Annotated in this window: 24 protein-coding genes; 9 read left to right on the top strand and 15 right to left on the bottom strand. The window is 71.2% G+C overall.

The window, feature by feature from the left end; all coding sequences use genetic code 11:
• Positions 1-136 precede the first annotated feature (136 nt).
• The 4 genes from JHN63_RS25370 to JHN63_RS25385 form a co-directional block, all read right to left on the bottom strand.
• Positions 137-796: an HdeD family acid-resistance protein gene (locus tag JHN63_RS25370; RefSeq protein WP_200684570.1), complete on the bottom strand. Its 660-nt coding sequence runs from the start codon at positions 794-796 to the stop codon at positions 137-139.
• 89 nt (positions 797-885) lie between these two features.
• On the bottom strand, positions 886-1,494 hold the full coding sequence (locus JHN63_RS25375; RefSeq protein ID WP_200684572.1) for an HhH-GPD-type base excision DNA repair protein: 609 nt from the start codon (positions 1,492-1,494) through the stop codon (positions 886-888).
• Positions 1,495-1,561: 67 nt separating this feature from the next.
• Positions 1,562-1,996: a hypothetical protein gene (locus JHN63_RS25380; protein WP_200684573.1), complete on the bottom strand. Its 435-nt coding sequence runs from the start codon at positions 1,994-1,996 to the stop codon at positions 1,562-1,564.
• Between the two features lie 36 nt (positions 1,997-2,032).
• The gene (locus JHN63_RS25385) at positions 2,033-2,746 is read right to left on the bottom strand and encodes a siderophore-interacting protein (RefSeq protein ID WP_200684575.1); all 714 of its coding nucleotides are present in this window, start codon (positions 2,744-2,746) and stop codon (positions 2,033-2,035) included.
• Between the two features lie 89 nt (positions 2,747-2,835).
• Between JHN63_RS25385 and JHN63_RS25390 the strand changes: the two genes are divergently transcribed.
• The 4 genes from JHN63_RS25390 to JHN63_RS25405 all read left to right on the top strand — a co-directional run bounded on the left by JHN63_RS25390 (position 2,836) and on the right by JHN63_RS25405 (position 8,779).
• Complete coding sequence (locus JHN63_RS25390; RefSeq protein WP_200684577.1) at positions 2,836-5,514, top strand: GNAT family N-acetyltransferase; 2,679 nt, start codon at positions 2,836-2,838, stop codon at positions 5,512-5,514.
• Between the two features lie 33 nt (positions 5,515-5,547).
• Positions 5,548-6,021 (top strand): cupin domain-containing protein, encoded by a 474-nt coding sequence (locus tag JHN63_RS25395; protein WP_200684601.1) that lies wholly within the window; start codon positions 5,548-5,550, stop codon positions 6,019-6,021.
• Complete coding sequence (locus JHN63_RS25400; protein WP_200684579.1) at positions 6,009-6,785, top strand: SDR family NAD(P)-dependent oxidoreductase; 777 nt, start codon at positions 6,009-6,011, stop codon at positions 6,783-6,785. Before JHN63_RS25395 ends, JHN63_RS25400 begins: the two co-directional genes overlap by 13 nt.
• 203 nt (positions 6,786-6,988) lie before the next feature.
• A complete protein-coding gene (locus JHN63_RS25405; RefSeq protein ID WP_200684581.1) occupies positions 6,989-8,779 on the top strand; it encodes a copper resistance protein CopC in 1,791 nt (596 codons plus the stop codon).
• 19 nt (positions 8,780-8,798) lie between these two features.
• Here JHN63_RS25405 and JHN63_RS25410 read toward each other — a convergent pair whose 3' ends face one another.
• Complete coding sequence (locus JHN63_RS25410) at positions 8,799-9,680, bottom strand: haloalkane dehalogenase (RefSeq protein WP_200684583.1); 882 nt, start codon at positions 9,678-9,680, stop codon at positions 8,799-8,801.
• Entirely contained in the window at positions 9,677-10,480 is an 804-nt protein-coding gene (locus tag JHN63_RS25415; protein ID WP_200684585.1) for an NAD(P)H-binding protein, read from the bottom strand. Before JHN63_RS25415 ends, JHN63_RS25410 begins: the two co-directional genes overlap by 4 nt.
• Positions 10,481-10,589: 109 nt before the next feature.
• Between JHN63_RS25415 and JHN63_RS25420 the strand changes: the two genes are divergently transcribed.
• Complete coding sequence (locus tag JHN63_RS25420) at positions 10,590-11,225, top strand: TetR/AcrR family transcriptional regulator (RefSeq protein WP_374222945.1); 636 nt, start codon at positions 10,590-10,592, stop codon at positions 11,223-11,225.
• Positions 11,226-11,232: 7 nt separating this feature from the next.
• Here the strand turns inward: JHN63_RS25420 and JHN63_RS25425 are convergent, their stop codons facing one another.
• The 8 genes from JHN63_RS25425 to JHN63_RS53010 all read right to left on the bottom strand — a co-directional run bounded on the left by JHN63_RS25425 (position 11,233) and on the right by JHN63_RS53010 (position 19,897).
• A complete protein-coding gene (locus JHN63_RS25425; protein ID WP_200684587.1) occupies positions 11,233-12,207 on the bottom strand; it encodes a cytochrome c oxidase assembly protein in 975 nt (324 codons plus the stop codon).
• A 125-nt stretch (positions 12,208-12,332) separates the two neighbouring features.
• A complete protein-coding gene (locus JHN63_RS25430; RefSeq protein WP_234477667.1) occupies positions 12,333-13,697 on the bottom strand; it encodes an alpha/beta hydrolase-fold protein in 1,365 nt (454 codons plus the stop codon).
• A 228-nt stretch (positions 13,698-13,925) separates the two neighbouring features.
• Positions 13,926-15,170, bottom strand: coding sequence for an ABC transporter permease (locus JHN63_RS25435; RefSeq protein ID WP_307781976.1), 1,245 nt, complete (start codon positions 15,168-15,170; stop codon positions 13,926-13,928).
• Positions 15,167-15,877 carry an ABC transporter ATP-binding protein gene (locus JHN63_RS25440; protein WP_307781977.1) on the bottom strand — a complete coding sequence of 237 codons (711 nt, stop codon included), beginning with the start codon at positions 15,875-15,877 and terminating at the stop codon, positions 15,167-15,169. Before JHN63_RS25440 ends, JHN63_RS25435 begins: the two co-directional genes overlap by 4 nt.
• The gene (locus JHN63_RS25445; protein WP_234477668.1) at positions 15,874-17,331 is read right to left on the bottom strand and encodes a peptidoglycan-binding domain-containing protein; all 1,458 of its coding nucleotides are present in this window, start codon (positions 17,329-17,331) and stop codon (positions 15,874-15,876) included. The genes JHN63_RS25440 and JHN63_RS25445 overlap by 4 nt, the downstream gene beginning before the upstream one ends.
• The gene (locus tag JHN63_RS25450) at positions 17,328-18,335 is read right to left on the bottom strand and encodes a hypothetical protein (protein ID WP_200684589.1); all 1,008 of its coding nucleotides are present in this window, start codon (positions 18,333-18,335) and stop codon (positions 17,328-17,330) included. The genes JHN63_RS25445 and JHN63_RS25450 overlap by 4 nt, the downstream gene beginning before the upstream one ends.
• 51 nt (positions 18,336-18,386) lie before the next feature.
• The gene (locus JHN63_RS25455; protein WP_200684591.1) at positions 18,387-19,199 is read right to left on the bottom strand and encodes a hypothetical protein; all 813 of its coding nucleotides are present in this window, start codon (positions 19,197-19,199) and stop codon (positions 18,387-18,389) included.
• A gap of 2 nt (positions 19,200-19,201) precedes the next feature.
• On the bottom strand, positions 19,202-19,897 hold the full coding sequence (locus JHN63_RS53010) for a SigE family RNA polymerase sigma factor (protein ID WP_307781978.1): 696 nt from the start codon (positions 19,895-19,897) through the stop codon (positions 19,202-19,204).
• Positions 19,898-20,132: 235 nt separating this feature from the next.
• Between JHN63_RS53010 and JHN63_RS25465 the strand changes: the two genes are divergently transcribed.
• From JHN63_RS25465 to JHN63_RS25475, 3 genes are read left to right on the top strand one after another with little or no spacing between them, the layout of a single operon-like run.
• Positions 20,133-20,612 (top strand): hypothetical protein, encoded by a 480-nt coding sequence (locus JHN63_RS25465; RefSeq protein ID WP_234477669.1) that lies wholly within the window; start codon positions 20,133-20,135, stop codon positions 20,610-20,612.
• A 15-nt stretch (positions 20,613-20,627) separates the two neighbouring features.
• Complete coding sequence (locus JHN63_RS25470; RefSeq protein ID WP_200684595.1) at positions 20,628-20,957, top strand: hypothetical protein; 330 nt, start codon at positions 20,628-20,630, stop codon at positions 20,955-20,957.
• Between the two features lie 46 nt (positions 20,958-21,003).
• A complete protein-coding gene (locus JHN63_RS25475; RefSeq protein WP_307781979.1) occupies positions 21,004-21,474 on the top strand; it encodes a PH domain-containing protein in 471 nt (156 codons plus the stop codon).
• Between the two features lie 156 nt (positions 21,475-21,630).
• Here JHN63_RS25475 and JHN63_RS25480 read toward each other — a convergent pair whose 3' ends face one another.
• Positions 21,631-21,774 carry a hypothetical protein gene (locus JHN63_RS25480; protein ID WP_200684597.1) on the bottom strand — a complete coding sequence of 48 codons (144 nt, stop codon included), beginning with the start codon at positions 21,772-21,774 and terminating at the stop codon, positions 21,631-21,633.
• A gap of 369 nt (positions 21,775-22,143) precedes the next feature.
• On the opposite strand from JHN63_RS25480, the gene JHN63_RS25485 reads away from it, so the two are divergent.
• Positions 22,144-22,584: a VOC family protein gene (locus tag JHN63_RS25485; RefSeq protein ID WP_200684599.1), complete on the top strand. Its 441-nt coding sequence runs from the start codon at positions 22,144-22,146 to the stop codon at positions 22,582-22,584.
• The last annotated feature ends 20 nt before the right edge of the window (positions 22,585-22,604 follow it).

Below are 22,604 nucleotides of genomic sequence, written 5' to 3' on the forward strand. Positions count from 1 at the left end.
CCCGCAGCCAGACGCGGCTGCGGGGGAGGTGGCGTGCGGGGCTCACCCTCGTGCTCATGGAAGGTCATCTCCCAGCGGCCGTACGGCGTTCATCGCGGCGGGCGGGGAAACCGCCCGCACGGCCTACCAACGAGGCTCACAGGGCCGCGGGCACCTTCTTGGCGAGACCCCTCATCCGGACGGCGGTGATGATCTCCACGGCGCCGACCGCGACCAGCCAGATGCCGCAGACGAGGGTGAGGACGGCGACCGAGCGGAAGGGCGAGTCGATCAGCACGATGCCGGCGACGAAGGTGACGATCCCGAGGAAGATCTGCCAGCCGCGCGCGGGCATGGTCCGGTCGTGGACGGCGGCCAGGGTCTGGGTGATGCCCCGGATCAGCCAGCCGATGCCGATCCACAGGGCGAGCAGCAGGATCGACTGCATCGGCCCGCGGAAGCAGAACAGCCCCAGCACGATCGACAGCGCGCCGCTGATGAACGCCAGCACGCGCAGCGAGGTCGCCCGGTGGGTGCCGAAGGCGGCGACCAGTTGGAAGACGCCGCTGATCAGGAGGTAGAGGCCGAAGAGGATGCCGGCCGCGAAGAGGGACGCGCCGGGCCACACCAGGACCAGCACGCCGAGGACGAGGGACGCGACGCCGGTGAGCAGGACGACCTGCCAGGCGGCTTTGGAGAGGGCGAACAGGGGCCCTTCGAACTCCTCTTCGCGTGGCGGCCGGTCTTCACGCCGGCTGTCGTGGGCGCTGCGGTCGTCGTACTCCGGGCCCCTGGGGCCGCTCGGTGCCTCGGTCATGATCCATGCTGTGACCGGCTCCGGCGGACCCGCCACCGGGGACGGGCCACACGGCTGACGGGGCTGACGGGGCTGTCCGGCGCCGGAGGTTACTTACCGCCTCCCACACCCTTCGCCGCCTTGTCGGCCTTCGCGGCGGCCTTCATCTCCCGCTTGTGGGCGCGGACCTTGGTGAGCGACTCGGGCCCGGTGATGTCGGCGACGGACCGGAAGGACCTGGCCTCGCCGTACGCCCCGGCGGCCTCCCGCCATCCCTTCGGCGTGACCCCGAGCTGCTTGCCGAGCAGGGCGAGAAAGATCTGCGCCTTCTGCTTCCCGAACCCGGGCAGCGCCTCCAGCCGCTTGAGCAGCTCGGCCCCGGTACCGACACCGTCCCAGACCCCGCTCGCGTCCCCGTCGTAGTGCTCGACGAGGTACTGGCAGAGCTGCTGGATCCGCTTGGCCATGGACCCCGGGTACCGGTGCACGGCCGGCTTCTCGGAGAGCAGCGCGACGAACTCCTCGGGATCCCGGGCCGCGATCTCGTGCGCGTCCAGATCATCGGCCCCCAGCCGATCGGCGATCGTCCGCGGCCCCTTGAACGCCCACTCCATCGGCACCTGCTGATCGAGCAACATCCCGACCAGCGCGGCGAGCGGGGAACGGCCGAGGAGCGCGTCGGCGTCGGGGTCCTGGGCGAGGTGAAGGGTGACGTCCATGGGTCGATGATGGCGCGGACGGGGGCGGGACGCCTGCCGGTGGGGCGGGTCGGCGTCGGACGGAAGCTCACGAGGCTTCATCGGCAGCCGCTGGTTGCCTTGCCCGGCGGAACTCCCTGACGGTGAGCGCCCCCGCGCCCGCCGTCCCGAAGAGCGGCAGGACGGGGACCAGGATCCAGATGCCCCAGGAGACGAAGTCCGTCTTCACCGGTTCGTAGCTGCCCCAGAGAGTCGGTGCGGCCCGGACGGTCTCGCCCACGTGGCCCTTGTACGTGACCGATGCGGTGCGCGCGTGCGTGGTGTGCTGCACCGGGCCGCTGCACACGGTTTTGGTGCCGCCTTTCACCGACTCCTGGTGGCACTCGGCGAACCGGACCTCCACGGCGTTCCCCGACAGGTCCAGCGACGCGATGCTCATCGACACGGCCGCCGCCGTCGCCGTCACGCCCAGCAAGGTGAGCGCGGCATAGCCGACGACCGCGCGTCTCCGCCCCTTTGGCATGAATCAATCATGCACCTCCCCGTACGGGGATCGACCTCAGGTCGGCCGCCAGTACCCCAGCGCGTGCACCCGCTCCCGTCGTACGCCCAACTCCCTGCGCACGTACGACGACAGCCCCCGCGTCGTGGCCGTGTCGCAGGTGATCCAGACGTACGGGTCGGGGGTGTTCTTCAGGAGGTCGGGGAGTTCCGCGCGTACCCGTTCGGTGAGTTGGCCCCTGGGGAGGTGGCGGACCTCGTGCCGGGGCGGGTCCGTGCGGAAGGGCAGGCCCTCGGTGGCGTTCTCGAACCAGATCGTCGCCGGGGTCGCCGAACCGACCGCCCCCAACAGGGAGTTGATGGCGGGCAGCGACGCCGGGTCGCCGATCACGAAGAGGTGGGACGGGTCGGGGTCGGGGCGGTCGAAGCCCGTGCCCTGGATCGTCGCCTCGATGGTGTCGCCGGGCTTCGCGGCTCGCGCCCAGTCGCTCGCGCTGCCCTCGTGCAGGGCGAACTCGAGGCCGAACGTGCCGGCCGCCGGATCGGGGTCGACCAGGGTGTACGCCCGCTGGTGCGGCCGGCCGGCGTTGTCGAACCAGAGGCGGACCCACATCGTCGGGTGGACGCCGGTCGCCGCGAGCATGCCGCCGTCGGTGAGGCGGAGGCGGCGGTAGTGCGGGGTGACGTCCTCGGCTCTCGTCACGGTGAACTCGAAGTCCTTCGCGCGCAGCAGTCTGAGTACCGCGCCCTCCCAGCCGCGCCCCTGCACCATGGTCTCTTCACCCTTCGCGTACGCTTTCCCCGCAAGTAACTTAGGCAAGGCTAACCTAAACAACAGCCTCGAAACAGAGGGGTCACAGGGTGACGACCCAGATCTACCGCGACACCTGGGGCATCCCCCACCTGCGCGCCGACAGCGCCGACGAACTCGCCCGCGCCCAGGGCCGTGTCACCGCCCTCGACCGCGGCCGGCAGCTGGAGGTCGAACGGCATCGGGCGCAGGGCACCTCGGCCGCCTTCCTCGGTGTCACCGCCCTGCCCTGGGACCTCTTCGCCCGCCGCGTCCGCCTCGACGACACCGCGAGGCGTTGCTTCGCCGCCCTGGAGCGACGGGACCCGGAGACCGCGCGCTGGGTCCGGTCGTACGTCGACGGCGTCAACGAAGGACTGACCTCAAGCTCCGCCCCGGAGTTCGCCAAGTCCGGTCTCCTACCTGGCCGTTGGGAACCCTGGACCCCCCTCGGCGTCTGGCTCGCCACGCACATCCTCTTCGCCGGGTTCCCGGCCAAGTTGTGGCGCGAGGAGGCGATACGGCAGCTCGGGCCGGACGCCGTCGGGCTGTTCGCCGCCGACGGGCCCGGTACCTCCGGCAGCAACGGCTGGCTGGTCAGCGGCGAACGGACCACCACCGGAAAGGCGTTGCTCGCCGGAGACCCGCACCGCTTCATCGAGGACCCCGGCGTCTACCAGCAAGTCCACCTCTCCTGCCCGGAGTTCGACGTCGTCGGCCTCACCGTGCCCGGTGTCCCCGGCATCGCCCACTTCGGGCACACCGGCACGGTCGCCTGGGCCATCACCAACGCCATGGCCGACTACCAGGACCTGTACCGGGAACGGTTGCGCCGCACCGGCGCCGGTGTCGAAGCCCTTGGCCCCGACGGCAGTTGGCGGCGCGCGGTCCGGCACACGGAGCTGGTCGAGGTGGCCGGGGAGGAGCCCGTCGAGGTCGAGGTCATCGAGACCGAGCGCGGGCCGGTCGTCATCGGCGGGCCGGAGGGGCTCGACGGAGGCATCAGTGAGCCGGCCGGTGTCCCGCCCCTCGCCGTCAGCCTCCGCTACCCGCCCCGCGTCACCGAAGACCTCGGCTTCACCGCCCTGCTTCCCCTCCTCCGCGCGCGCCGAGTCGCCGACGTGGACCGGGCGTTCGACGACTGGGCCGAGCCCGTCAACGTCGTCCAGGCCGCCGACACCGAGGGCGGGCTGCTGCACCGGGTCGCGGGCCGGGTGCCCTTGCGCGCCGAGGCCAACCGCGTCCGGCTGGTGCCCGCCTGGGAGCCCGGTCACGAGTGGCACGGCTGGCACGAGATGCCCCGCGGAGAGCTGACGGACGACGGCATCGCCGTCATGGCCAACCAGCGCGGAACGGCCACCCCGCTCGGCGTCGAGTTCGCCCCGCCCCACCGCGCCGACCGCATCACCGAACTGCTTGCCGGGCGCGCGAGATGGTCCGCAGCCGACATGCCCGCGATCCACATGGACACCCGACTCGGCTCCGCCGCACCCCTGTTGGACCACCTCGCCGCCCTGACCGACCTCACCCCCGCCGCCTCCGCACTCCGCGAGCGGCTGCTGGCCTGGGACCGCCGCATGGACGCCGACAGCGCCGGCGCCGCCGCCTTCGCGGCCGTACGCGGCGCGGTCGTACGACGGCTCGCGGCGCACCCCGCGTTCGCCGCGCTGACCGAACCGCCCGCGTACCCGGAGGTGTTCCTGCCGTGGCTCGCGCTGCTGCCGCGTGTCGCCTTCGCGCTCGAACACCTGCTGCGGGCACGGGAGTTGTACGGCATCGACCGGACGGAGATCGTGCGGGCGGCCGTCGAAGAGGCCGCAGGCACCCCGGCCGGCGTGTGGGGCGACACCCACCGGCTGACTCCCTGGCGGGCGTTCCCCGGGACGCCGACTCCCGGTCCCGGCCTCTCCGGCGACCACGACTGTGTGCTCTGCACCTCCTCCGTGCCCGGCCTCACCGACCTGAGCGCGCGAGGCCCGGCGGCCCGCTTCGTGTGGGACCTGGCCCGGCGGGAGGACAGCCTGTGGGTGGTGCCGCTGGGGGCCTCGGGGGTGCCCGGTTCGCCGCACCACCAGGACCAACTGCCCATGTGGCTCAAGGGAGACATGGCGCCCGTGATCACCGACTTCACCCGCCTCGAACCGGAGACCACCGGCCCCTCCGCCCGCCGACCGGTCCACGAACAACACGTCGACGGCTTCGGCACCATCCGCGTCCTCCCCCTCGACCCGACCGCCGACGCGGAGACCGTCCACCGCTGGGTCAGCGAGCAACGGGCCGCGTTCTGGGGTATGAACGGCCTCACGCGAGCCCAAGTCACCGAGATCTACGCCCACATGGAGACCCTCGACACCCACCACGCCCACCTGGTCGTCAGGGACGACGAACCGGTCGGGCTCCTCCAGACCTACGACCCCGCCGCCGACCGCGTCGGCGACTGCTACGCCGTAGAACCGGGAGACATCGGCATCCACCTCCTTCTCGCCCCCGCCGGACCGGACGGCGACCGGCCCGGCTGGTCGGCGGCGGTGATGGGGGTCCTCGCGTCGTACGTCCTGCTCGGGCTGGACCGGTGCCGGGTCGTGGTCGATCCGGACGTACGGAACGAGAAGGCGATCGCGCGGTTCCTGCGGCAGGGGTTCGTGGCGGGGCCGGAGGTCGTGCTGCCGGAGATCGACATCCCGGATGTGTTCCTGCCCGAAAAGCGCGCTCAACTGGCGTTTCTCCCTCGCGAGGTGGCCTTCCCGTAGCCTGCCGGGGTGACCGGAGTGCCCCGAGACGACCTGACCCCGGACGACCTCGTCGCCCACTACGACCTGGAGCCGATCCCCCGCGAGGGCGGTCTGTTCCGGCGGACCTGGGCGGGTCCGGCGCGCCCGGACGGCCGCCCGGAGGGCACGGCGATCGTCGCCCTGCTGAAAGCGCCCGACTACTCCGCGCTGCACCGCCTGCCCAGCGACGAGGTCTGGCACTTCTACCTCGGCGACCCGCTCGAACTCCTCCTCCTCGCCCCCGACGGCAGCACGCGCACGGCGGTCCTCGGCCCGGACGTACGACACGGCCAGCACCCCCAGTTCACCGTGCCCGGCTCCACCTGGATGGGGGCGCGGGTGGTGGCGGGCGGCGCGTGGACGTTCTTCGGCTGCACGATGGCACCCGGGTTCACCTACGAGGGCTACGAGCACGGCGAGGCAGGCGAGTTGACCGCCCGCTACCCCTCCGAGGCCGCCCGCATCACCGGGCTGTGCCGCCCGTGAGCCGCCTGCTGGAAGGGCAGTTCGCCCTGGTCACGGGCGCGAGCGGCGGTATCGGCCGGGGCATCGCGCTGCGGTTCGCCGAGGAGGGGGCGGCGGGGATCGCGGTCCACTGTCGTACGGCGGTGGCGGCGGCCGGTGAAGTCGCGGCGCGGGTGCGGGAGTCGGGCGCCCGTTCCGTCGTACTGCAAGCCGATCTGACCGACGAGGACGCCTGCCGGGGACTGGTCCGCGAGGCGGCCGAATGGGGTGGCGGACGGCTGACCGCGCTGGTCAACAACGCGGGAGTACAGCCGACGCAGCCCCTGGACGGGATGACGGCGGCGGACTGGCGGGCGGTCGTCGACACCAACCTCACCAGCGTCTTCGCGTGCACCCAGGCGGCGGCCGAGGTCATGAGGCAACAGGGCGGCGGCACGGTCACGCACATCGCGTCGATCGAGGCGAGCGCCCCGGCCGCGCTGCACGCGCACTACTCCGCGTCCAAGGCGGCCGTCGTCATGCACGCGCGGTCGGCGGCCCTGGAGTACGGCCCGTACGGCATCCGCGTCAACACGGTCTCGCCCGGTCTGATCGACCGGGAGGGGCTGGCGGAGGCCTGGCCGGACGGTGTGCGCAGATGGCGGGAGGCGGCACCGACGGGCCGGCTGGGCCGCCCGCAGGACGTGGGTGACGCGTGCGTGTTCCTGGCTTCGCGCCTCGCCTCCTGGGTCACCGGGCACGACCTGGTCGTCGACGGCGGCGTGACGGCGCGGCCGACATGGTGAGCGGGACGTGCGCCTCCTCCGTACATAACCGGAGGCCCACGCACCTGACCGTGGGCCGGAACGTCCGAAGACGGAGATGTGACGTGCGCCGACGACGGAACGAGGAACAGGGTCTTGGACACGACGGAGGCGGCGGGGGCGCCGGAGGCAACGGGCGCAACGGGCGTGGCCGACTCGCTGGCCGGCGAAGAGTTCAAGGGCTGGTGCTGCTGGGCACCGTGCTGGTCCTGCTCCTCCTCGGCAGCGCGGGCACCGCGTCCGCGCACGCCGCCCTCGAATCCACCGACCCCGCCGACGGAAGCGTCGTCAAGTCCGCCCCCCGCACCCTCACCCTGACCTTCTCCGAGTCGGTCGCCCTGCTCGACGACTCCTTCCGCGTCTACGACCCCGACAACCGGCGGGTGAAGACGAGTTCGGCGCACCACGCGAAGGACGCGGGCGACACGGCGAGCGTCACCCTCCCGGCCAAGCTCGGCACCGGCACCTTCACGGTCGCCTGGCGCGTGGTCTCGGCCGACAGCCACCCGGTCTCGGGCGCCTTCACCTTCTCCATCGGCAAACCCTCCGCGACCACCGCGATCAGCACGGCCCCGACCGAGGAGCCGCTGACGGGCAGCCTGTACGACATAGCCCGCTACTTCGCGTACATCGCCGCGGCCCTCCTCATCGGTACGGCCGCCTTCGTCGTCCTGTGCCGCCCCCCGGACCCGTCGGTCCTCAACAAGCCGATCCGGATGGGCTGGTGGACCCTGCTGGCGGCGACCCTGGCCCTGCTCGTCCTCCGCGCCCCCTACGAGGCGGGCACCGGCCTCGCCACGGCCTTCGAACCCTCCGCCCTCCCCAAGACCCTGACGAGCCGCCCCGGCCAGGCACTCGCGGCCCGCCTGCTCCTCCTCGCCGCGACAGCCTTCTTCCTCCTACGACTTCGGGGGCGGGAGCGATACGGCCGGGTGGCCCTGGGGACGGGTGCCGCCCTGGCGATCGGACTGGCGCTGACCTGGGCCTCGGCGGAACACGCGTCCGCCGGGATCCAGGTGCCGGTGGCGATGACCTCGGCGGTACTGCACCTGCTCGCGATGTCGGTGTGGCTGGGCGGCCTGACGGCCCTCCTCACCGTCCTCTACCGCTCACCCCGCCTCGACGCGGCCCCGGTGGCCCGCTTCTCCCGCCTCGCCTTCGCCTCCGTGACCGTGCTCGTCGTCACCGGCGTCTACCAGTCCTGGCGCGGCCTCGGCTCCTGGAACGCCCTGACCGGCACGTCGTACGGCCGCATCCTGCTCGTGAAACTCGTCGCGGTGGTGCTGCTGCTCGTGGTGGCGGGGTGGTCGCGGCAGTGGACGGGACGGCTGGTCGAGTCGGAAGTACGGTTCCCGGTACCGGAGTTGGTGCGGACGGGGGCGACGGGCTCCACCGCCGAGAGTGATGGCGACGGCGACCGGGCCGCTGACGGCGAGGGCCCCCCGAACCCCGGTGACGATTCCAAGGACGAGTACCAGGACCAGGGCAAGGACCGTTACCGCCGCGGTCTGCGTCTCTCCGTGCTCTTCGAAGTCGGCGTCGGTGTCGTGGTGTTGGTGATCACCACCCTGTTGACCAACACCCTCCCGGGCCGCGCGGCGGCGGACGCGGAACGGACGGCGACATCGGCCGGCATCCCGGCGGCATCCGTCACCATGGTCCCCTTCAAGGTCGGCAACGCGGGCGGCAAGGTCCAGATCACCCTCGACCCCGGACGCGTCGGCGAGAACTCGGTCGAGGCGGTCGTCTACGGCCCCGACGGCGGCTTCGCCACCGTCCCCGAACTCCGTCTCTCCTTCACCCTCCCCGCCCAGAAGATCGGCCCCCTCGACGCCAAGGTCAAGGACGAGGGCGGTTATTGGGGGACCAACACCCTCAACCTGCCGATCGCCGGGACCTGGACGATGAAGGTCACGGTCAGGACGACGGACGTGGATCAGGTGAGCGTGTCCCGGAAGGTGCGGATCGTGCGGTAGGCGTCCCGTACACCGCAGGTCATGCCGGGTCCGCGACGAGCCGGTGACGCTCCACCCAGGCCGATATCGCCCCCGCGATCACCTCCGGCCGGTCCTCCGGCGTGTGGTGCCCGGCGACCGTGTCCGCGTGCTCGATCTCCAGCGCGGCGATGTTGTCCGCGCACCAGGAGACGACCTCCTCGTGCGTCATCGCCCCCGGCCCGGGCGCGAACGTGAGCAGCAGCTTCGGCACGTCCGGGCTGGACTTGAGCCAGTGGTCGTACGCCTCGATCCTGGTGACGACGTCGGCCGGCTCGCCGCCCAGCGGCATCGAGCGGGCCCAGCGCAGGAGGGGGCGGCGGCTCTCCGGGGTCGGGTACGGCTCGCGGTAGGCGGTGAGGTCGGCCGGGGTGAGGGGGGTCGCGGAGGCGGCGGGGAGTGCCTGTTCGATGAAGGCGTTCTCGTCGAGGATCATGGCCTCGCCGACGACTGCCGTCTTGATCGCCCGGAACAGCTCACGGCCCCCTTCCGGGAACTCCTCCCAGGTCATCGGCTTGACGATGGTCTCCATGAACGCGATGCCCCGCACCCGGTCCGGATGGCGCGCGGCCCAGTCGAAGGCCAGGGCGCCGCCCCAGTCGTGCCCGACCAGCACCGCGTCCCGCAGCCCGAGCGCGTCGAACCAGGCGTCCAGATAACGGGCCTGGTCGGCGAAGCTGTACGCGATGTCCGGCTTGCCCGACGCGCCCATGCCGATCAGGTCGGGGGCCAGCAGGCGCCCGGACGTCACGCGCGGCAGGACGTTCCGCCACAGGTACGACGAGGTCGGGTTGCCGTGCAGGAAGACGATCGGTGCTCCGGTGCCCGACTCCCGGTGGGACATGGTCGAGTCGAGGACCCGGGTGACATGCGAGGCCGTCACCGGAAGGCCGCCGCGTTGCGCTCCGCCCAGGACGCGAACATGCCCGGTGCGCGGCCCAGCACCCGCTCCACATCCGGGCTCACCCGCCGCTCCTCCTCGGTCGGTGCGCCCAGGATCGCCAGCGTGCCCTCGACCAGGGGCAGCGGCATGAACCGGGACATCAGCTCGTACGCCTCCGCCCGCGACTGCTCCGTGAAGGTCACCGGCTCGCCCAGTGCCGCCGCTATCGCCGCCGCCCGCGCACGAGGTGTCGTAGGCGCCGGACCGGTCAGGGTGTAGGTCGCCCCCGCGTGCGTGTCCTCGCGCAGAACGGCCGCCGCGACCGCCGCCACGTCGTCGGGGTCCACGAACGGCAGGCCCACGTCACCGAAGGGTGCCGCCGCCGACCGCTCCGCGCGGATCGACTCGGCCCAGGCGAACGCGTTGCTGGCCAGCCCGCCCGGCCGCAGGATCGTCCAGTCCAGCCCCGACTCCCGTACGGCCGCCTCGAATTGACGCGGTTGCGCGTATATCGAGGGCCGGGTCCCCGCCCCCTGCGAGGACACCAGCACCACCTTGCGGACACCGGCCGCCTTGGCGACGTCCAGGACGTCGTACGGCCGCTCGCCCGCCACCAGCAGGAACAGCGCCTCGGCGCCCTCGAACACACCCCGCAGGCCGTCCGGTTCGGCCAGGTCGCCGACCACTGTCCCCGGTCCGCCGATGTTCCGGGCCACGGACTTCACCTCGACCCGGTCCTCCGTGAGGATCCGCACCAGCGCCCGACCCACGTTCCCGGTCGCACCCGTCACCACGATCATCTCGCTACCCCCGTCGTCGTACGTGCAAGCAAGTGAGTTAGTTGGCTGACTAACTCCGTCGGGAGTGACGCTAGCACGATCACCCCGCCCGTTGTCTATAGTTAGTCAGGTGACTGACTCAAAAGATTCGCGGCCCGACAGGACCGGCGAGACTGACAGGACCGACAGGACCGACCGTCCCCCCACCGTCGGCAAGCGGCAGCGGCTGACCACGGCCACCGCCCGGGTCCTGCACGAGCAGGGCGTGGAGCGCACGACCATCGCCGACATCGCCCGCGCCGCCGACGTCCCGACGGGCAACGTCTACTACTACTTCAAGACCAAGGACGAGCTGATCGAGGCGGCCCTCTCCGAGCACACCGGCAACCTGGAGACCCTGACCGCACAGCTCGACCGGCTCCCCGACCCGCGCGAACGCCTCAAGGCCCTCATCGGCGGCTGGGTCGACCAGAAGGACCTCGCGGCCCGCCACGGCTGCCCCATGGGCACCCTCGCCGTAGAGCTGGACAAGCGGTACGACGGTGGGCTCGATCTCGCCGCGGGGCAGGTCATACGGCGGTTGGTGGACTGGGTGGAGCAGCAGTACCGGCTGCTCGGCGCGGCCGATCCCGAGGGGCTCGCGCTGACCCTCGTCGCCGCCTACCAGGGCATGTCGCTGCTCTCCAACGCCCTGCGCGACCCGGAGATCATGACCCGCGAAGGGGCCCGGCTCACAAGGGAGTTGGACGCCCTGGTCGCGGCCTGAGCAACTCCTACCGCTGTCCCCGGATCCGCTGCGCGACCTCGCTGTTCTCCGTCTCCCACCAGGGGCGGACGAGTTCCGGCCCCTCCGGCGATGCCACGGCCTCCACCGGCGTGACCCGCTCCAGTTCCGTGTCCAGCCGCCGGTCCAGCGCGACCGTCTCCACCCGCTCCGTACGGGCCCACTGGACCAGGATCGCGAGCAGGAAGGGCACGGCGACCAGCTCGGCGATGCCGACCATGGCACCGCCGCCGAGCTGCTGGTCGTGCTGGACGTCCGGGGCCCAGGACGGGGCGTGGGCGAGGTACCAGGAGCCGGCGATCAGCGTGCCGTGGGTCATCACCACGATGCCCGGTACCGCGTCGATGATCCCGTCGACGAACACCAGGCCCGCGCGCACGGGGTGGGTGCACCAGGCCGGCAGCGCCTCCTCGCGGGTGAGCACCGGGAGCACGAACAGGCTCCCGGCGAGCAGCAGTTGGAGGTACATGAGCTGGTGCAGCCAGTCGTCGGCCAACGCCGTCTCGAAGTACGGCGTGAAGTAGATCGTCAGTTCCGTGGTCAGGACCAGGGCCGTGCTGACCAGGGGGAAGGTGAGGAGTCGGAGCAAGCGGCCCGTCAGGGCTCCCTGTGCGCGCGCCGCCGCGCGTTCCGGCAGGGCGCGCAGGGCCAGCCGTAGCGGATCGCCCAGGGCCAGGCCGAGGGGGGCGATCAGGTCGAGGAGGACGTTCTGGACGGCGGCCGGCCAGAACAGCACGCGGTCGTACACGGCCAGCGCCGACATCGTGGCGACGACGAGCGTGCCGAGCCCGAGCACCGCGAACGCGGCGGTCCGCGCCACCGGCCAGGCCTCGCCCCGGCGGCGCAGCCGCAGCACGCCCCAGCCGTACAGGCCGCCGAGGAGGACGACGACCAGCAGCGCGGGGACGTCCGCCTGCCAGGAGGAGAACAGCCGTCCCACGGTGAGCTGCGGCGGGGTCTCCATCGCGATCTACCTCCACGGCCGGTCGACCGGTTCCGCCGGTTCTGTCGGATCTGCCGCAGCACTCTATGCCGCCGAGTGCCGCGGCCGGGACCCGCCCCCGTGACCGCCCCTGTGACCGAGTGGGCCTACAACGACTGGCGCATGATCCAGTCCCGGATCCCGGGGATCGTGTACGCGACCTGCCAGGTGGCCATGTGCGCACTGGTCGTCGAGCCCGTCGGTACGACCGTGCCGGTCTCGAACGCGGCGAAGTTCACCGGCGTCCGCCCGGCCTTCATGCTGCGCACGTCCGCCGCGAACTCGGCGGCGGTCGACCGCCCGTCCCACAGCGCGGTACTGACCTGCGTGCCCTGCTCCTGGATGACCGCGGTGATGGCCTGCTCACCGGGGTAGGCCTTGGTGTCGTCGGCGGAGACCAGGATCCACAGGTCCTTCTTCGCCAGCGGCGCGGCCTGCGCCTCGGGCCACTGCCCGGCGACGACGAACGCCGCCGCGAACAGGTCCGGGTACTTGATGTTCAGGCCGAGCGACATCATCGCGCCCATCGACTGACCCGTCGTATAACGGCGGTCGCGGTCGATGCTGTACTGCCGCGTCACGGAGTCGACGAGGTTGGCGGTGGCGTCGAACAGAGTCGACGGCAGGTAGTCGTCGTCGATCACCACGGCGCCGTACTCGGGCGCGAGCACGAACGCCTCGTGCCGGGCCTGGTCCTCCGGGCTCGCCCAGCACACCGCGCCGAGCCCCTGCACCAGGGGACCCTGGGTCGCCACGTTCACCACGCTCGCGTCGTGCATGAACAGCACCAGCGGATAGCTCTTGCGCGGGTCGTAGTGCTCGGGCACGAACAGGTTGTAGTCCAGGGTCCGGCCGGTCGCCGGGTCGGCGAAGGTGAACTGTTGGAAGTCGTCCACGATCAGGTTCTTCACGGCGTCGGTGGTCAGCGCCGCGGTGCTCGCGGGGTACCGCGTGCCGTGGGCCGTGGTGACCGGGCCGGCCTGGGTGAGCGTCGCCTTCGCGGCGACGATCGTGCCGCCGGGGGTGGTGTCGCCGACCTTCGGGCCGCCCGCTCCGACCCCGCCGCCGGTGGGCGGGGTCCCGCCGCCCTGCTGGGTCACCCACAGGGCCGCCGCCGTGTCGTCGGGGGACAGCTCGACGATGACGTAACGGCCGTAGCGCGCCCGCTCGTCGAGGTCGGCGGTGCGGTTCGTGTAGACCTTGGTCACGGTGCGGTCGGTGACCGTGAACGTCGAGGTCGACAGGGTCCGGCCGTCGATCTCCCGGTCGTACTCGACCGCCACGGCGACGAGCTTCTGCCCGGCTCCGAAGACCTGGGTGATGGCGGTGAGGCCCTTCACATGGTCGCCGTCCGCATGTGTCGCGCCCGTCCCGCTCGCCTCCCGCGCCGAACTGGGGGTCGCGCTCCCGAACACCGCCAGGGCCCCCGCCGTCGCGGTCGCGGTACCGGCCATGAACCTACGCCTGTCCATGAAGGTGAGCTCCTTCGATCGAGGTTGTCAGGGCTGCCGGGCGCCACTGTCCTGCCTCAATCTGTGCGGCGACACGAGATGAGGAGACCCTTTTCCACAGGGGACGCAGAGGTCCCCTGGTCGTCCGCATGAATGCGCGTTCTGCAAACTTAGATAACGCGAGATAATGCGCCGTAATGGGCGGCTGAAATTCGACGGATGGATTTCGCCGAATTCGGGGCCGAATTTCTACGACGGTGCCCGCAGCGCCTCCACCGGCTCCATACGTGCGGCCCGCAGCGAGGGATAGAGCCCCGCGAGGAGTCCCACCAGCGCGCCGGCGAGCGGGGCGCCGAGCGCGAGCCGCAGATCGAGCACCGGCGTCCACTCCTTGGCCACGGCGACACACACCACGACCGCGATGCCCAGGGCCGCGCCGACAACTCCCCCCAGCAGCCCGATGGTTGTCGACTCCAGCAGGAACTGTCCGGCCACCTGCCGGCGTGACGCGCCCAGGGACCGCCGTAGCCCGATCTCGCCGACCCGTTCCATCACCGTCACCAGGGTCACGTTGGCGATGCCGATCGCGCCGACCACGAGCGAGACCAGCCCGAGGACGAGGAAGAGGCTGTTCGTGTCGTTCTGGACGTCGGCGCGGGCTTTGGACAGGTCGGGCGGTGCCTCGACGGAGAGCGAGTCCTGGTGCCCGGGCGCCAGCGCGACCGGCGCCTGCCGGGCCACCTGCTTCGCCGCGCCCAGCGCGGTGTCGACCAGGACGCGGGTGACGTTCCGCAGCCCGATGCGGTCGGCCGCGGTGGTGGGCGGCACGATCACGGCGGTGGACAGCCGCGCCTCGCGCCGGATCCCGCCGAGAATGCCGATGACGGTGTACGACTGCCCCCGGAAGAAGACCGCGGGCGCGTCCTCCACCCGCTTGATGCCGAGCAGCCGCGCCGCCTGGTCGCCGAGCACCACCACGTGGTCGCGCCGGTCGATGTCCCCGGCGTCGTAGAACCGTCCCGCGGTCATCCCGCCGTGCACGGTCGCGGGCAGGTCGGCCGAGGCGGCGACCACCGCGAGGGTCTGTCCGGACAGGTCGCCGGGCGCGGTCACGTCGTCGGCCCGCACAAGCACGCTGTCCGTCGCGTCCGAGTCGGCGAGCGCCGCCACCGACTCCACCCCCGCCAGCCGTCCTACGGCATCGGTCCCCGACCAGGCCACCAAGGGCGGCGCGTCCTCCTCACCGGGCAGCGGCTTCGGCACCGTCACGGTCACCGAGGTCGCGGTGAGCGCGTCGAAACGGCCGACGATCTGGTTGCCCGCGGTGGACGCCACCCCGATGGTGATGACGAGCGTGGTGATCCCGAGGACCGTGCCGAGCGTGGTCAGCGCGGACCGCACCGGCCGGGCGAGCACCCCGGCGAGGGCCTCCGTCCACAGGTCCCGGGGGTCCATCCAGGGCCGCTCGACCTTGGTGCCCGTGGCGGCCGTCACCCGGCCTCCTCGGCCAGGCGCCCGTCGGTGATCCGCACCCGGCGCCCCGCCCGCCGGCTGACCGCCTCGTCGTGGGTGATCACGACCAGGGTCATGCCCTGCGCGCACAGTTCGTCGAAGAGGTGCAGCACGGACCGGGTGTTCTCGGTGTCCAGGTTGCCGGTCGGCTCGTCGCAGAGCAGCAGCGCCGGGTCGCTGAGCAACGCCCGTGCGATGGCGGCCCGTTGCCGCTCACCGCCGGACAGCCGGTCGGGCCTGAACCCCACCCGGTGCCCCAACCCCACCTGTTCCAGGGCCTGATGGGCCCGCTCGAGCCGACCACCGCGACCGCGTTCGGGGCGCGGTCTGCGGTACGCCTCGGCCAGCATGACGTTCTCGTCGACCGTCCGGTACGGCAGCAGATGGAAGGACTGGAACACGAACCCGATCCGGCTCCCGCGCAGCGAGGTCCGCTCCAGGTCGCCGAGCCCGGTGGTCTCCACCCCGTCCAGCAGATACGACCCCGCCGTGGGCCGGTCCAGCAGCCCGAGCGTGTTGAGCAGCGTCGACTTCCCCGAGCCGGACGGCCCGACGACGGCCAGGTGCTCGCCGCGCCGTACGGTCAAGTGCACGTCGCGCAGGGCGTGTACGGGAGGTTCGGAGGGGAAGGTCCGCTCCACGCCGGTGAGTTGGATGACGGTGTCGGTGTCCACGACGGTGCCGGTCACTCGCCCACCACCACCCTCTCGCCCGCCGTCAACGTGCCCTCGGCGGGCTTGACTTCGACGATCCCGGCGGCGGAGAGCCCGACGGTGACATGGACGTCGGTCACGGTGTCGCCGTGGGCGACCTGGACCCGGGCCCGCCCGTCGGACGAGGTGTGGATCGCGGCCATCGGCACGGTCAGCACCTTGCCGTCCGAGGCCCCGACCTCGATGGTCACCTTCACGGCGGCCTCGGCCTCACCGGCGAGCGGACCGGGGTCCGGGACGGTGATGCGCACCTGGACGGCGGCGGTGGAGTCGGAGGTGGTGGCGTCGGAGGTGGAGCTGGTGCCGTCGGTGGTGGCGGGGCCCGTGGCGGAGGAGTCCGTGGCGGAGGAGTCCGTGGCCGACTGGGAACCGGACTCCTCTCCTACGACCTCCACCGTGCCGGTCGCCGACTTGCCGTCCGCCGTGGTGAGTCGGGCGGTCATCCCGTGCCGCAGGAGTCGCGCGTCCGTGCCGGGGACGGCGGCCTGCACCACCACGTCGGAGCTGGTCACCGTGCCGATCTGGCCGGACGGGGTGTCGCCCGTCTTCACGCTCACCTTGTCCAGCCGCGCGGGCAGCGTCGGCAGGAAGACGACCTCGCCGGCCGGGACCTTCGTACCGTAGGCGGCCTTGAAACCGCTGAGCGCGTCGTTCGCCAGATCCAACGCCTTCCGGGCGGACTTGACCTGGATCTCGTGGATCTGCTGCTCGGTGCCGGACTGGGGACCGGGGGAGGCGGAACCGGTGCTGGGGGAAGTGCTGTTGGTCGTCAGCAGCGCCTCCTGCGCGGCGGAGACGGCCTGTTCGAGGACGCCGAGCTGCTGCTGATCGGCGGGGCTCGGCTCCTGGGCGTCGTACCCCTTGCTCCGGTACCAGTCGGAGACGGCGGTGGCGGTGCCCTGTCCGTACGTCCCACTGATCGCGCCGGGGGCGAACCCCAGCCGCGTCAGGGCCTTCTGAAGCTGTGTCACATCGTCGCCCGAACTGCCGGGCCCCAGCGCGCGGTACATCGGCACGGAACCGCCGAGCGCGAACACGGGACGGCCGTTGACCGTCATCAGTACGTCGCCCTCCTTGATCTTCGTCCCGGCGACCGGCGCCTTGGTGACCCGCTGCTCGGCGCCCTCGCCGTCCGTACCGGTGGACGCCCCGGTGCCGACCGGCCCGGCCGGCGACAGGGGCCGCGGCGAGGCGAACTCGACCGACCCGGTCGCCACCACACTCGCGGTGAGCGACTGCCGCACGACCGCCACCGTCACCGGACCGGCCTTCGGCGCCGTGTGCGCGGCGGCGGCATCGGCGGGCGACTGCACCTGCGTACCGGCGAACCACCCACCCGCCCCCACCAGCACGACCACCGAGACAACAACCCCAAGTCGCCTACGACCGCTGCCGATTCGCCGTGTTCCCGCTTCCTCCGGGTGGCTCATCCGTTCTCCCCGTAGTAGGGCTTGGCCTTCTCCTTGGGGAAGTACGCGGCGCGGAACTTCTTGCCGCACTCCAGGTCCTTGAGGGCGACGTCGATGTCCTTGTCGAGGAGCGGCAGCGCCTTGTCCTTGCTCAACGACATGAAGTTCTCCGGCAGTTGGCGGGAGATGTCGAGGCGGACCATGGAGACCATGCCGGTCGGCTGGGTGGTGGAGACGGTGATGCCCTGACCGGTCAGACAGCTCGCGAACTGCTGGGCGAGCTGGACGAGTTGGGGGTCGCCGTTGAGCGCGAGACCGTTGGCGTGGTTCTGGTCGTCGCGGGCCTGCTCCGCGTCCTTCTCGGCCGCCGCGCTGAGCGCCGGCCCGTGCGCCGCGGCACGTCCCACCTCCGAGCAGCCGCCGATCTTCTCCTCGGCCTTGGACTTGGCCGGGGGACCGGTCAGCGCGGTGTCGTACGCCTTCTTCTGGGCGTCGGTCAGACCGTCCTCGTCATGGTCCGTGGGCGTGGTCCGCTCGGTCGTCGCGGCCTTGCTGAACGGGACGTCGGCGTCGTTCGGGTAGACGGCGCCGGCGTAGTACCCGAAGCCGTACTTCTGCCGGAACTGCTTCGCCCGCGCGTAGTCCTCCCCGTCGACCGCGGCGAGCGGGTCGGCCGCGGCGGAGGTCCGCACGTGCGGGGTGTAGGCGAAGCCCTGCTTCTTCATGCAGACCGCGATGGCGTTCTCCTGGATGTACTCCTGTTTCGTCGCTTCGTCGACGCCGTCCGGGACGGTGAGTTGGACGGCTCCGTCTGCGGTGGTCGTGGTGGTGGCGGCGCTCGATCCGCCTGAACTGCCGTTCGTGGCTGCCGAGTTGCCGCTTTCTCCGCCGCAGGCGGCGAGCAAGGGGAGCAGGCCGATGGCCAGGACGGTGACCAGTGGGCCGCGTAGGTGGGGCCTGCTGGTTCCGGGCCCGCTGATTTCGGGCCCGCTGATTTCGGGCAGGCCGAATTTAGGCATGCTCATGCCATGATCTCCTTCGAGGTTGATCAGGATGTGTGCCGGGGGTACGTCACCTCAGCCGCCGGTCTCCTTGACGGCGTCGAAGATGCGCGGGTCGGTGGCCAGTTGGAGGAGCGGGCCCGTTCGCGGACTGCCGCTGTTCCTGGCGCTGACGCTGTCGGTGGGCGCCGCGTCGAGCGACCCCGCGATCACCGTCACCGTCCACCCGCCCGGGGTCAGATAGGAGAGACCGGTGGACCAGATCGAACCGGGCCCGGTGGTGCGCGGCGCGGACTCCGGCGCACCCGTCACGAAGTAGTTCAGCAGGCTGCCCGAACCGTGCCTGATCAGGGTGCACCTGGTGATCAGCCCGTTCCACGGGGAGCCGAGCACCCGTCCGCCGAGGTCTAGGCAGGCCTGGGTGAGGTGGACGTACGAGGGGTCGACGGCGGTCCGACTGACGCCCACGTAAAGGTCGTTCACGCTGCCGTCGGCGCTGGTGAGCTTGAAGTACCGCCCGGGGCGCAGGGGTTGGCGCGGATTCTCGGCCTCGATCCGCGTGCTGCCGCCGGCCGGGAGGATCGACCGGAGCAGCTCCAGGGACGGATACCAGACCGTCGACTGCCCGGCGGGCAGCGTCGGCGTACGCTCCGGCCGGGGTGCGAGCAGCGCGTGCCCGCCGACCGCGAGCACCCCCGCCATGACGGCGGCGCTCAGGGCCGCCCCGGCCCGTCGCCGCCGCCGCATCCGCGTGCCGCGCACGACCGCGCCCGGCACGAGGTCCGGCATGGGCGGTTCGGCGCCGGAACCGAGCCCTTCCAGGGCGCCGGCCAGGGCGGACTCGTACAGGTACTGGTCCGTGAACTCGGCACCGTCCTTGCCGCGCATGCTCACCACTCCGCCCGCAGATAGCCAGTGCCAGTGCCAGTGCCAGTGCCAGTGCCAGTGCCAGTGCCGGTGCCTGTGCCTGTGCCAGTTCCCGTGCCAGTTCCCGTACTTCCCGGTCCGAGGTCTTTGCCCAGGTGCTTGCCGAAGTCTCTGCCGAGGTCTTTGTCGGAGTCGGCGAGGATGCGCCGCAGGGTGCCCAGTCCCCGGGAGGTCTGGCTCTTCACCGTGCCGACGCTGCACCCCAGGGCCGCCGCCGTGGCCTCCACGCTCTGGTCCTCCCAGAACCGCAGCACCAGCACCGCCCGCCCACGCGGCGGCAATTGGCGCAGCGCGTCCAGCAGGGTCAGCCGTAGATCCGGATCGGAGGCCGGGGCCGCCGTCTCCTCCTGGTGCACCCCCGTCCGCTCCCACCAGCGCCGACGCCGGGTCTCGTCGATGAACGTCCGGTACAGCACGCGACGTGCGTACCCGTCCGGCGACTCCAACTGCCGTACCCGACGCCACACCGCGTACAGCTTCGCCAGCGCCGTCTGTGTCAGGTCCTCGGCCAAGTGCCAGTCCCCGCACAGCAGATGGGCCGTACGCCGCAGATGCGCCTGCCGACTGCGCGCGAAGTCGTCGAAGTCGAGCACGACGTCGACGACGTCACCGCCACCCGGCACCGGCGCCGTGCGCGGTGAGGAGTACTTCATGCCCATGGAACGGGCGTACGGGCCAAGGAGGTTGTCACGTCCCGAGAATTTCTTTTCACGACAGTCGCCGTCACAGCAACAATGGCGACAATGAACGACCGCACCGGACAAGCGGAACAGCCGGACAGCGGGACAGCACGACTGGCAGGACTGGCACGACAACGGGGGTGCAGTGATGAACAGTTCGCCGAGACCGCGCTTCAGACCGACAGTGTGGCAACGGCTGGGTCCCGTGATCCCCATGGCCGTCGTCGGCGCGGGCCTCCTTGTCACGTCCCTGACCGGGCCACCGCCCCCGGACGCGCTGACCGCCTCTCTGACCATCTGCTTCGGCCTGCTGGTCCTGGGCATCCTGCTCCCCGCCTACTTCGGTGTCACCCTCACGGAGTCCGCGGCCGTGGTCCGCAACCTGCGCCGCCGAACCATCCCCTGGGCCGACATCCAGTCCATCCAGATCGAATCCATCGTGGGCACCAGAACGGTCGTCCTCCACGAGGCGAACGGCCGCCGCACCCGCCTACGGGCACCCAGCACCGGTTTCCTCGCCTGGGACCGCCGCTTCGAGGAGAAGTTCCACGTCATAGGCCAGTGGTGGCTGACCCACCGAGGCCCCGACTGGACCCCGATCCCACCCCCAGGGACCTGGTGGAACACCCCACCGAACACCCCACCGAACCCGGTGCGGGACCCGGCACGGGATCCGTTCGCCGCTCCCGAGTAGCCGAGGAGGAGCGCCATGACACTCACCCGCAGGGGATCCCGGCACATCGTCGTCGACGGCACGACCTACCGATGGCGCCTGCGCCGCAGGCCGACGTACGCCCAGGCACTGGCCTGGACACCGTGCACCTTCGCGGTCGAGCACGCGGACGGAGGCGGTACGACACTCGTGGTCACCACGGCCCACGCCCACCCGAGCAACTGGCTGGGCCGCGAGTCCAGGCCCGTACTACCGTCCGCCGTCACCCAAGCCATCGAACAGGCCCTACGCGAAGGCTGGACCCCGACGTCCCCCGGCTCTCCGTTCCACCTGGACTTCTCCAACGGCTTCACGCCTCACCCCTGAACGAGGCAATGAGAAGGCGGTGGAACCGGAGAGGACGATTCCTGCTGTGGACGATGCACGAGACGGTGTCATGGGCGTGTGGCGGGTCAGCCGGGCCGGCCGACTAGGGGGCTACCTGCTGATCGTCGGCCCGGCGTGCGGTGCGCTGTCCACCTGGTGGGGCGTTCTCTCCCACCCGGACCTACAGAACGCGGACTCCGCCGGAGTGGCGACGGCCGTCGCCCTGGGGTTCGCATTCTTCGCCTGGTGGATATTGCTCCGCGTACGGCTGGAACTCACGACGGACACGATCGTCATGGTGAACCCCTGGGGCACCCAACGACTGCCGTGGTCACGCGTCAGCGCGGTGAGCCTCGGCAATTGGGGCGCCCAGTTCCACACCACGGACGGTTTCACGTACACGGCCTACGCCCTGAGCGATCTGGCGGGCGGCACTCGCCAGGACGAGCGGTTCACGGATGTACGGCGGATCACAGAGACCCGCCTCCGACTCCGCGACGGACGACCGCGCCCGTGACCGCGTCCGACAACGTCCTCTCCGACGGATGCACGATCGCCGGCCACGCCCCCTCACCACCGAGCAATCACCGCGGGAGGTCCACGACTCGACCACCTACCCAACACACGGTGGCCGACCGGGACTTCGGCGCCCGCAACCCGAGTACCCGCGCGATCAGCGCTTCTTGGTCTTCTTCTTTTGCGGTGGGGTCCACGCACCTCGGTGCAACTGGCAGCGGGAGTAGCCGATCATCGCCGGCTTCTGGCACCGCTTACCGGTCTTGGTGTCGGTCGACCCGCACTTGACCTGTTTACCCATGGGTCCTCCCCTGTCCAGCCGCAGGTGTGCCCTCTCGAACCCATCGTCACCGGACAGGGGAGCGCGTCACTACGCACAGCCACATTCGGCTGATTAGCTCCCTATTACGCCTGAATCATGAAATCGAACGCGCAGTAGGGCACAGTGCGTACGCAGACTTCACTGATCGCGGATCGTCGGTCCGGACCTCGTACAGCGCAGCAACCACGGTGTGGGCCGTCCCGGAGCCATTCGCATCGTGCGCGATCCAATCTCTTTCGGAGTTCGACGGCCTGCGGATGTCGAGAACGTGCCACCGGCTCCGTCCCAGGGACACCAGCGGCCACCACCACCAACCACCGGCCGCACGACCGAGAAGGAGAAACCGGCATGGCGATTCAGCGGATGGACAACGTCGGCATCGTCGTCGAGGACATGGACGCCGCCATCGCGTTCTTCGTGGAACTCGGTATGGAACTGGAAGGCAGGGGGGAGGTCCAGGGCCCCTTCGCCGACCAGTGCACCGGACTCGACGGCGTCCACTGCGACATCGCGATGGTCCGCACCCCGGACGGCCACAGCCGCCTCGAGCTGGCGAGGTACCGCAACCCCGAGGCGACCGGCGCCGGGCCGCGCAACCGCCCGCACAACATCCTGGGCACGCACCGCGTGATGTTCGCCGTGGACGACATCGAGGACACCGTCGCCCGCCTGCGCCCGCACGGCGCCGAACTCGTCGGCGAGATCGCCCGTTTCGAGGACAGCTATCTCCTCTGCTACCTCCGCGGCCCGGACGGCATCATCGTCGGCCTGGCCGAACAACTGCCCTGAGAGGGCGGTATGTGACGTGA

It is taken from the genome of Streptomyces sp. MBT65, assembly GCF_016612545.1.
Lineage (GTDB): Bacteria > Actinomycetota > Actinomycetes > Streptomycetales > Streptomycetaceae > Streptomyces.

Bases quoted from the DNA above. Each gene is read 5' to 3' on its own strand.
- JHN63_RS25370 (WP_200684570.1), bottom strand. From the start codon at position 796: ATGACCGAGGCACCGAGCGGCCCCAGGGGCCCGGAGTACGACGACCGC.
- JHN63_RS25450 (WP_200684589.1), bottom strand. From the start codon at position 18,335: ATGAGCATGCCTAAATTCGGCCTGCCCGAAATCAGCGGGCCCGAAATC.
- JHN63_RS25485 (WP_200684599.1), top strand. From the start codon at position 22,144: ATGGCGATTCAGCGGATGGACAACGTCGGCATCGTCGTCGAGGACATG.
- JHN63_RS25455 (WP_200684591.1), bottom strand. From the start codon at position 19,199: ATGCGCGGCAAGGACGGTGCCGAGTTCACGGACCAGTACCTGTACGAG.
- JHN63_RS25425 (WP_200684587.1), bottom strand. From the start codon at position 12,207: ATGGAGACCCCGCCGCAGCTCACCGTGGGACGGCTGTTCTCCTCCTGG.
- JHN63_RS25470 (WP_200684595.1), top strand. From the start codon at position 20,628: ATGACACTCACCCGCAGGGGATCCCGGCACATCGTCGTCGACGGCACG.
- JHN63_RS25380 (WP_200684573.1), bottom strand. From the start codon at position 1,996: ATGCCAAAGGGGCGGAGACGCGCGGTCGTCGGCTATGCCGCGCTCACC.
- JHN63_RS25375 (WP_200684572.1), bottom strand. From the start codon at position 1,494: ATGGACGTCACCCTTCACCTCGCCCAGGACCCCGACGCCGACGCGCTC.
- JHN63_RS53010 (WP_307781978.1), bottom strand. From the start codon at position 19,897: ATGGGCATGAAGTACTCCTCACCGCGCACGGCGCCGGTGCCGGGTGGC.
- JHN63_RS25465 (WP_234477669.1), top strand. From the start codon at position 20,133: ATGGCCGTCGTCGGCGCGGGCCTCCTTGTCACGTCCCTGACCGGGCCA.
- JHN63_RS25385 (WP_200684575.1), bottom strand. From the start codon at position 2,746: ATGGTGCAGGGGCGCGGCTGGGAGGGCGCGGTACTCAGACTGCTGCGC.
- JHN63_RS25445 (WP_234477668.1), bottom strand. From the start codon at position 17,331: ATGAGCCACCCGGAGGAAGCGGGAACACGGCGAATCGGCAGCGGTCGT.
- JHN63_RS25480 (WP_200684597.1), bottom strand. From the start codon at position 21,774: ATGGGTAAACAGGTCAAGTGCGGGTCGACCGACACCAAGACCGGTAAG.
- JHN63_RS25430 (WP_234477667.1), bottom strand. From the start codon at position 13,697: ATGGACAGGCGTAGGTTCATGGCCGGTACCGCGACCGCGACGGCGGGG.
- JHN63_RS25415 (WP_200684585.1), bottom strand. From the start codon at position 10,480: ATGATCGTGGTGACGGGTGCGACCGGGAACGTGGGTCGGGCGCTGGTG.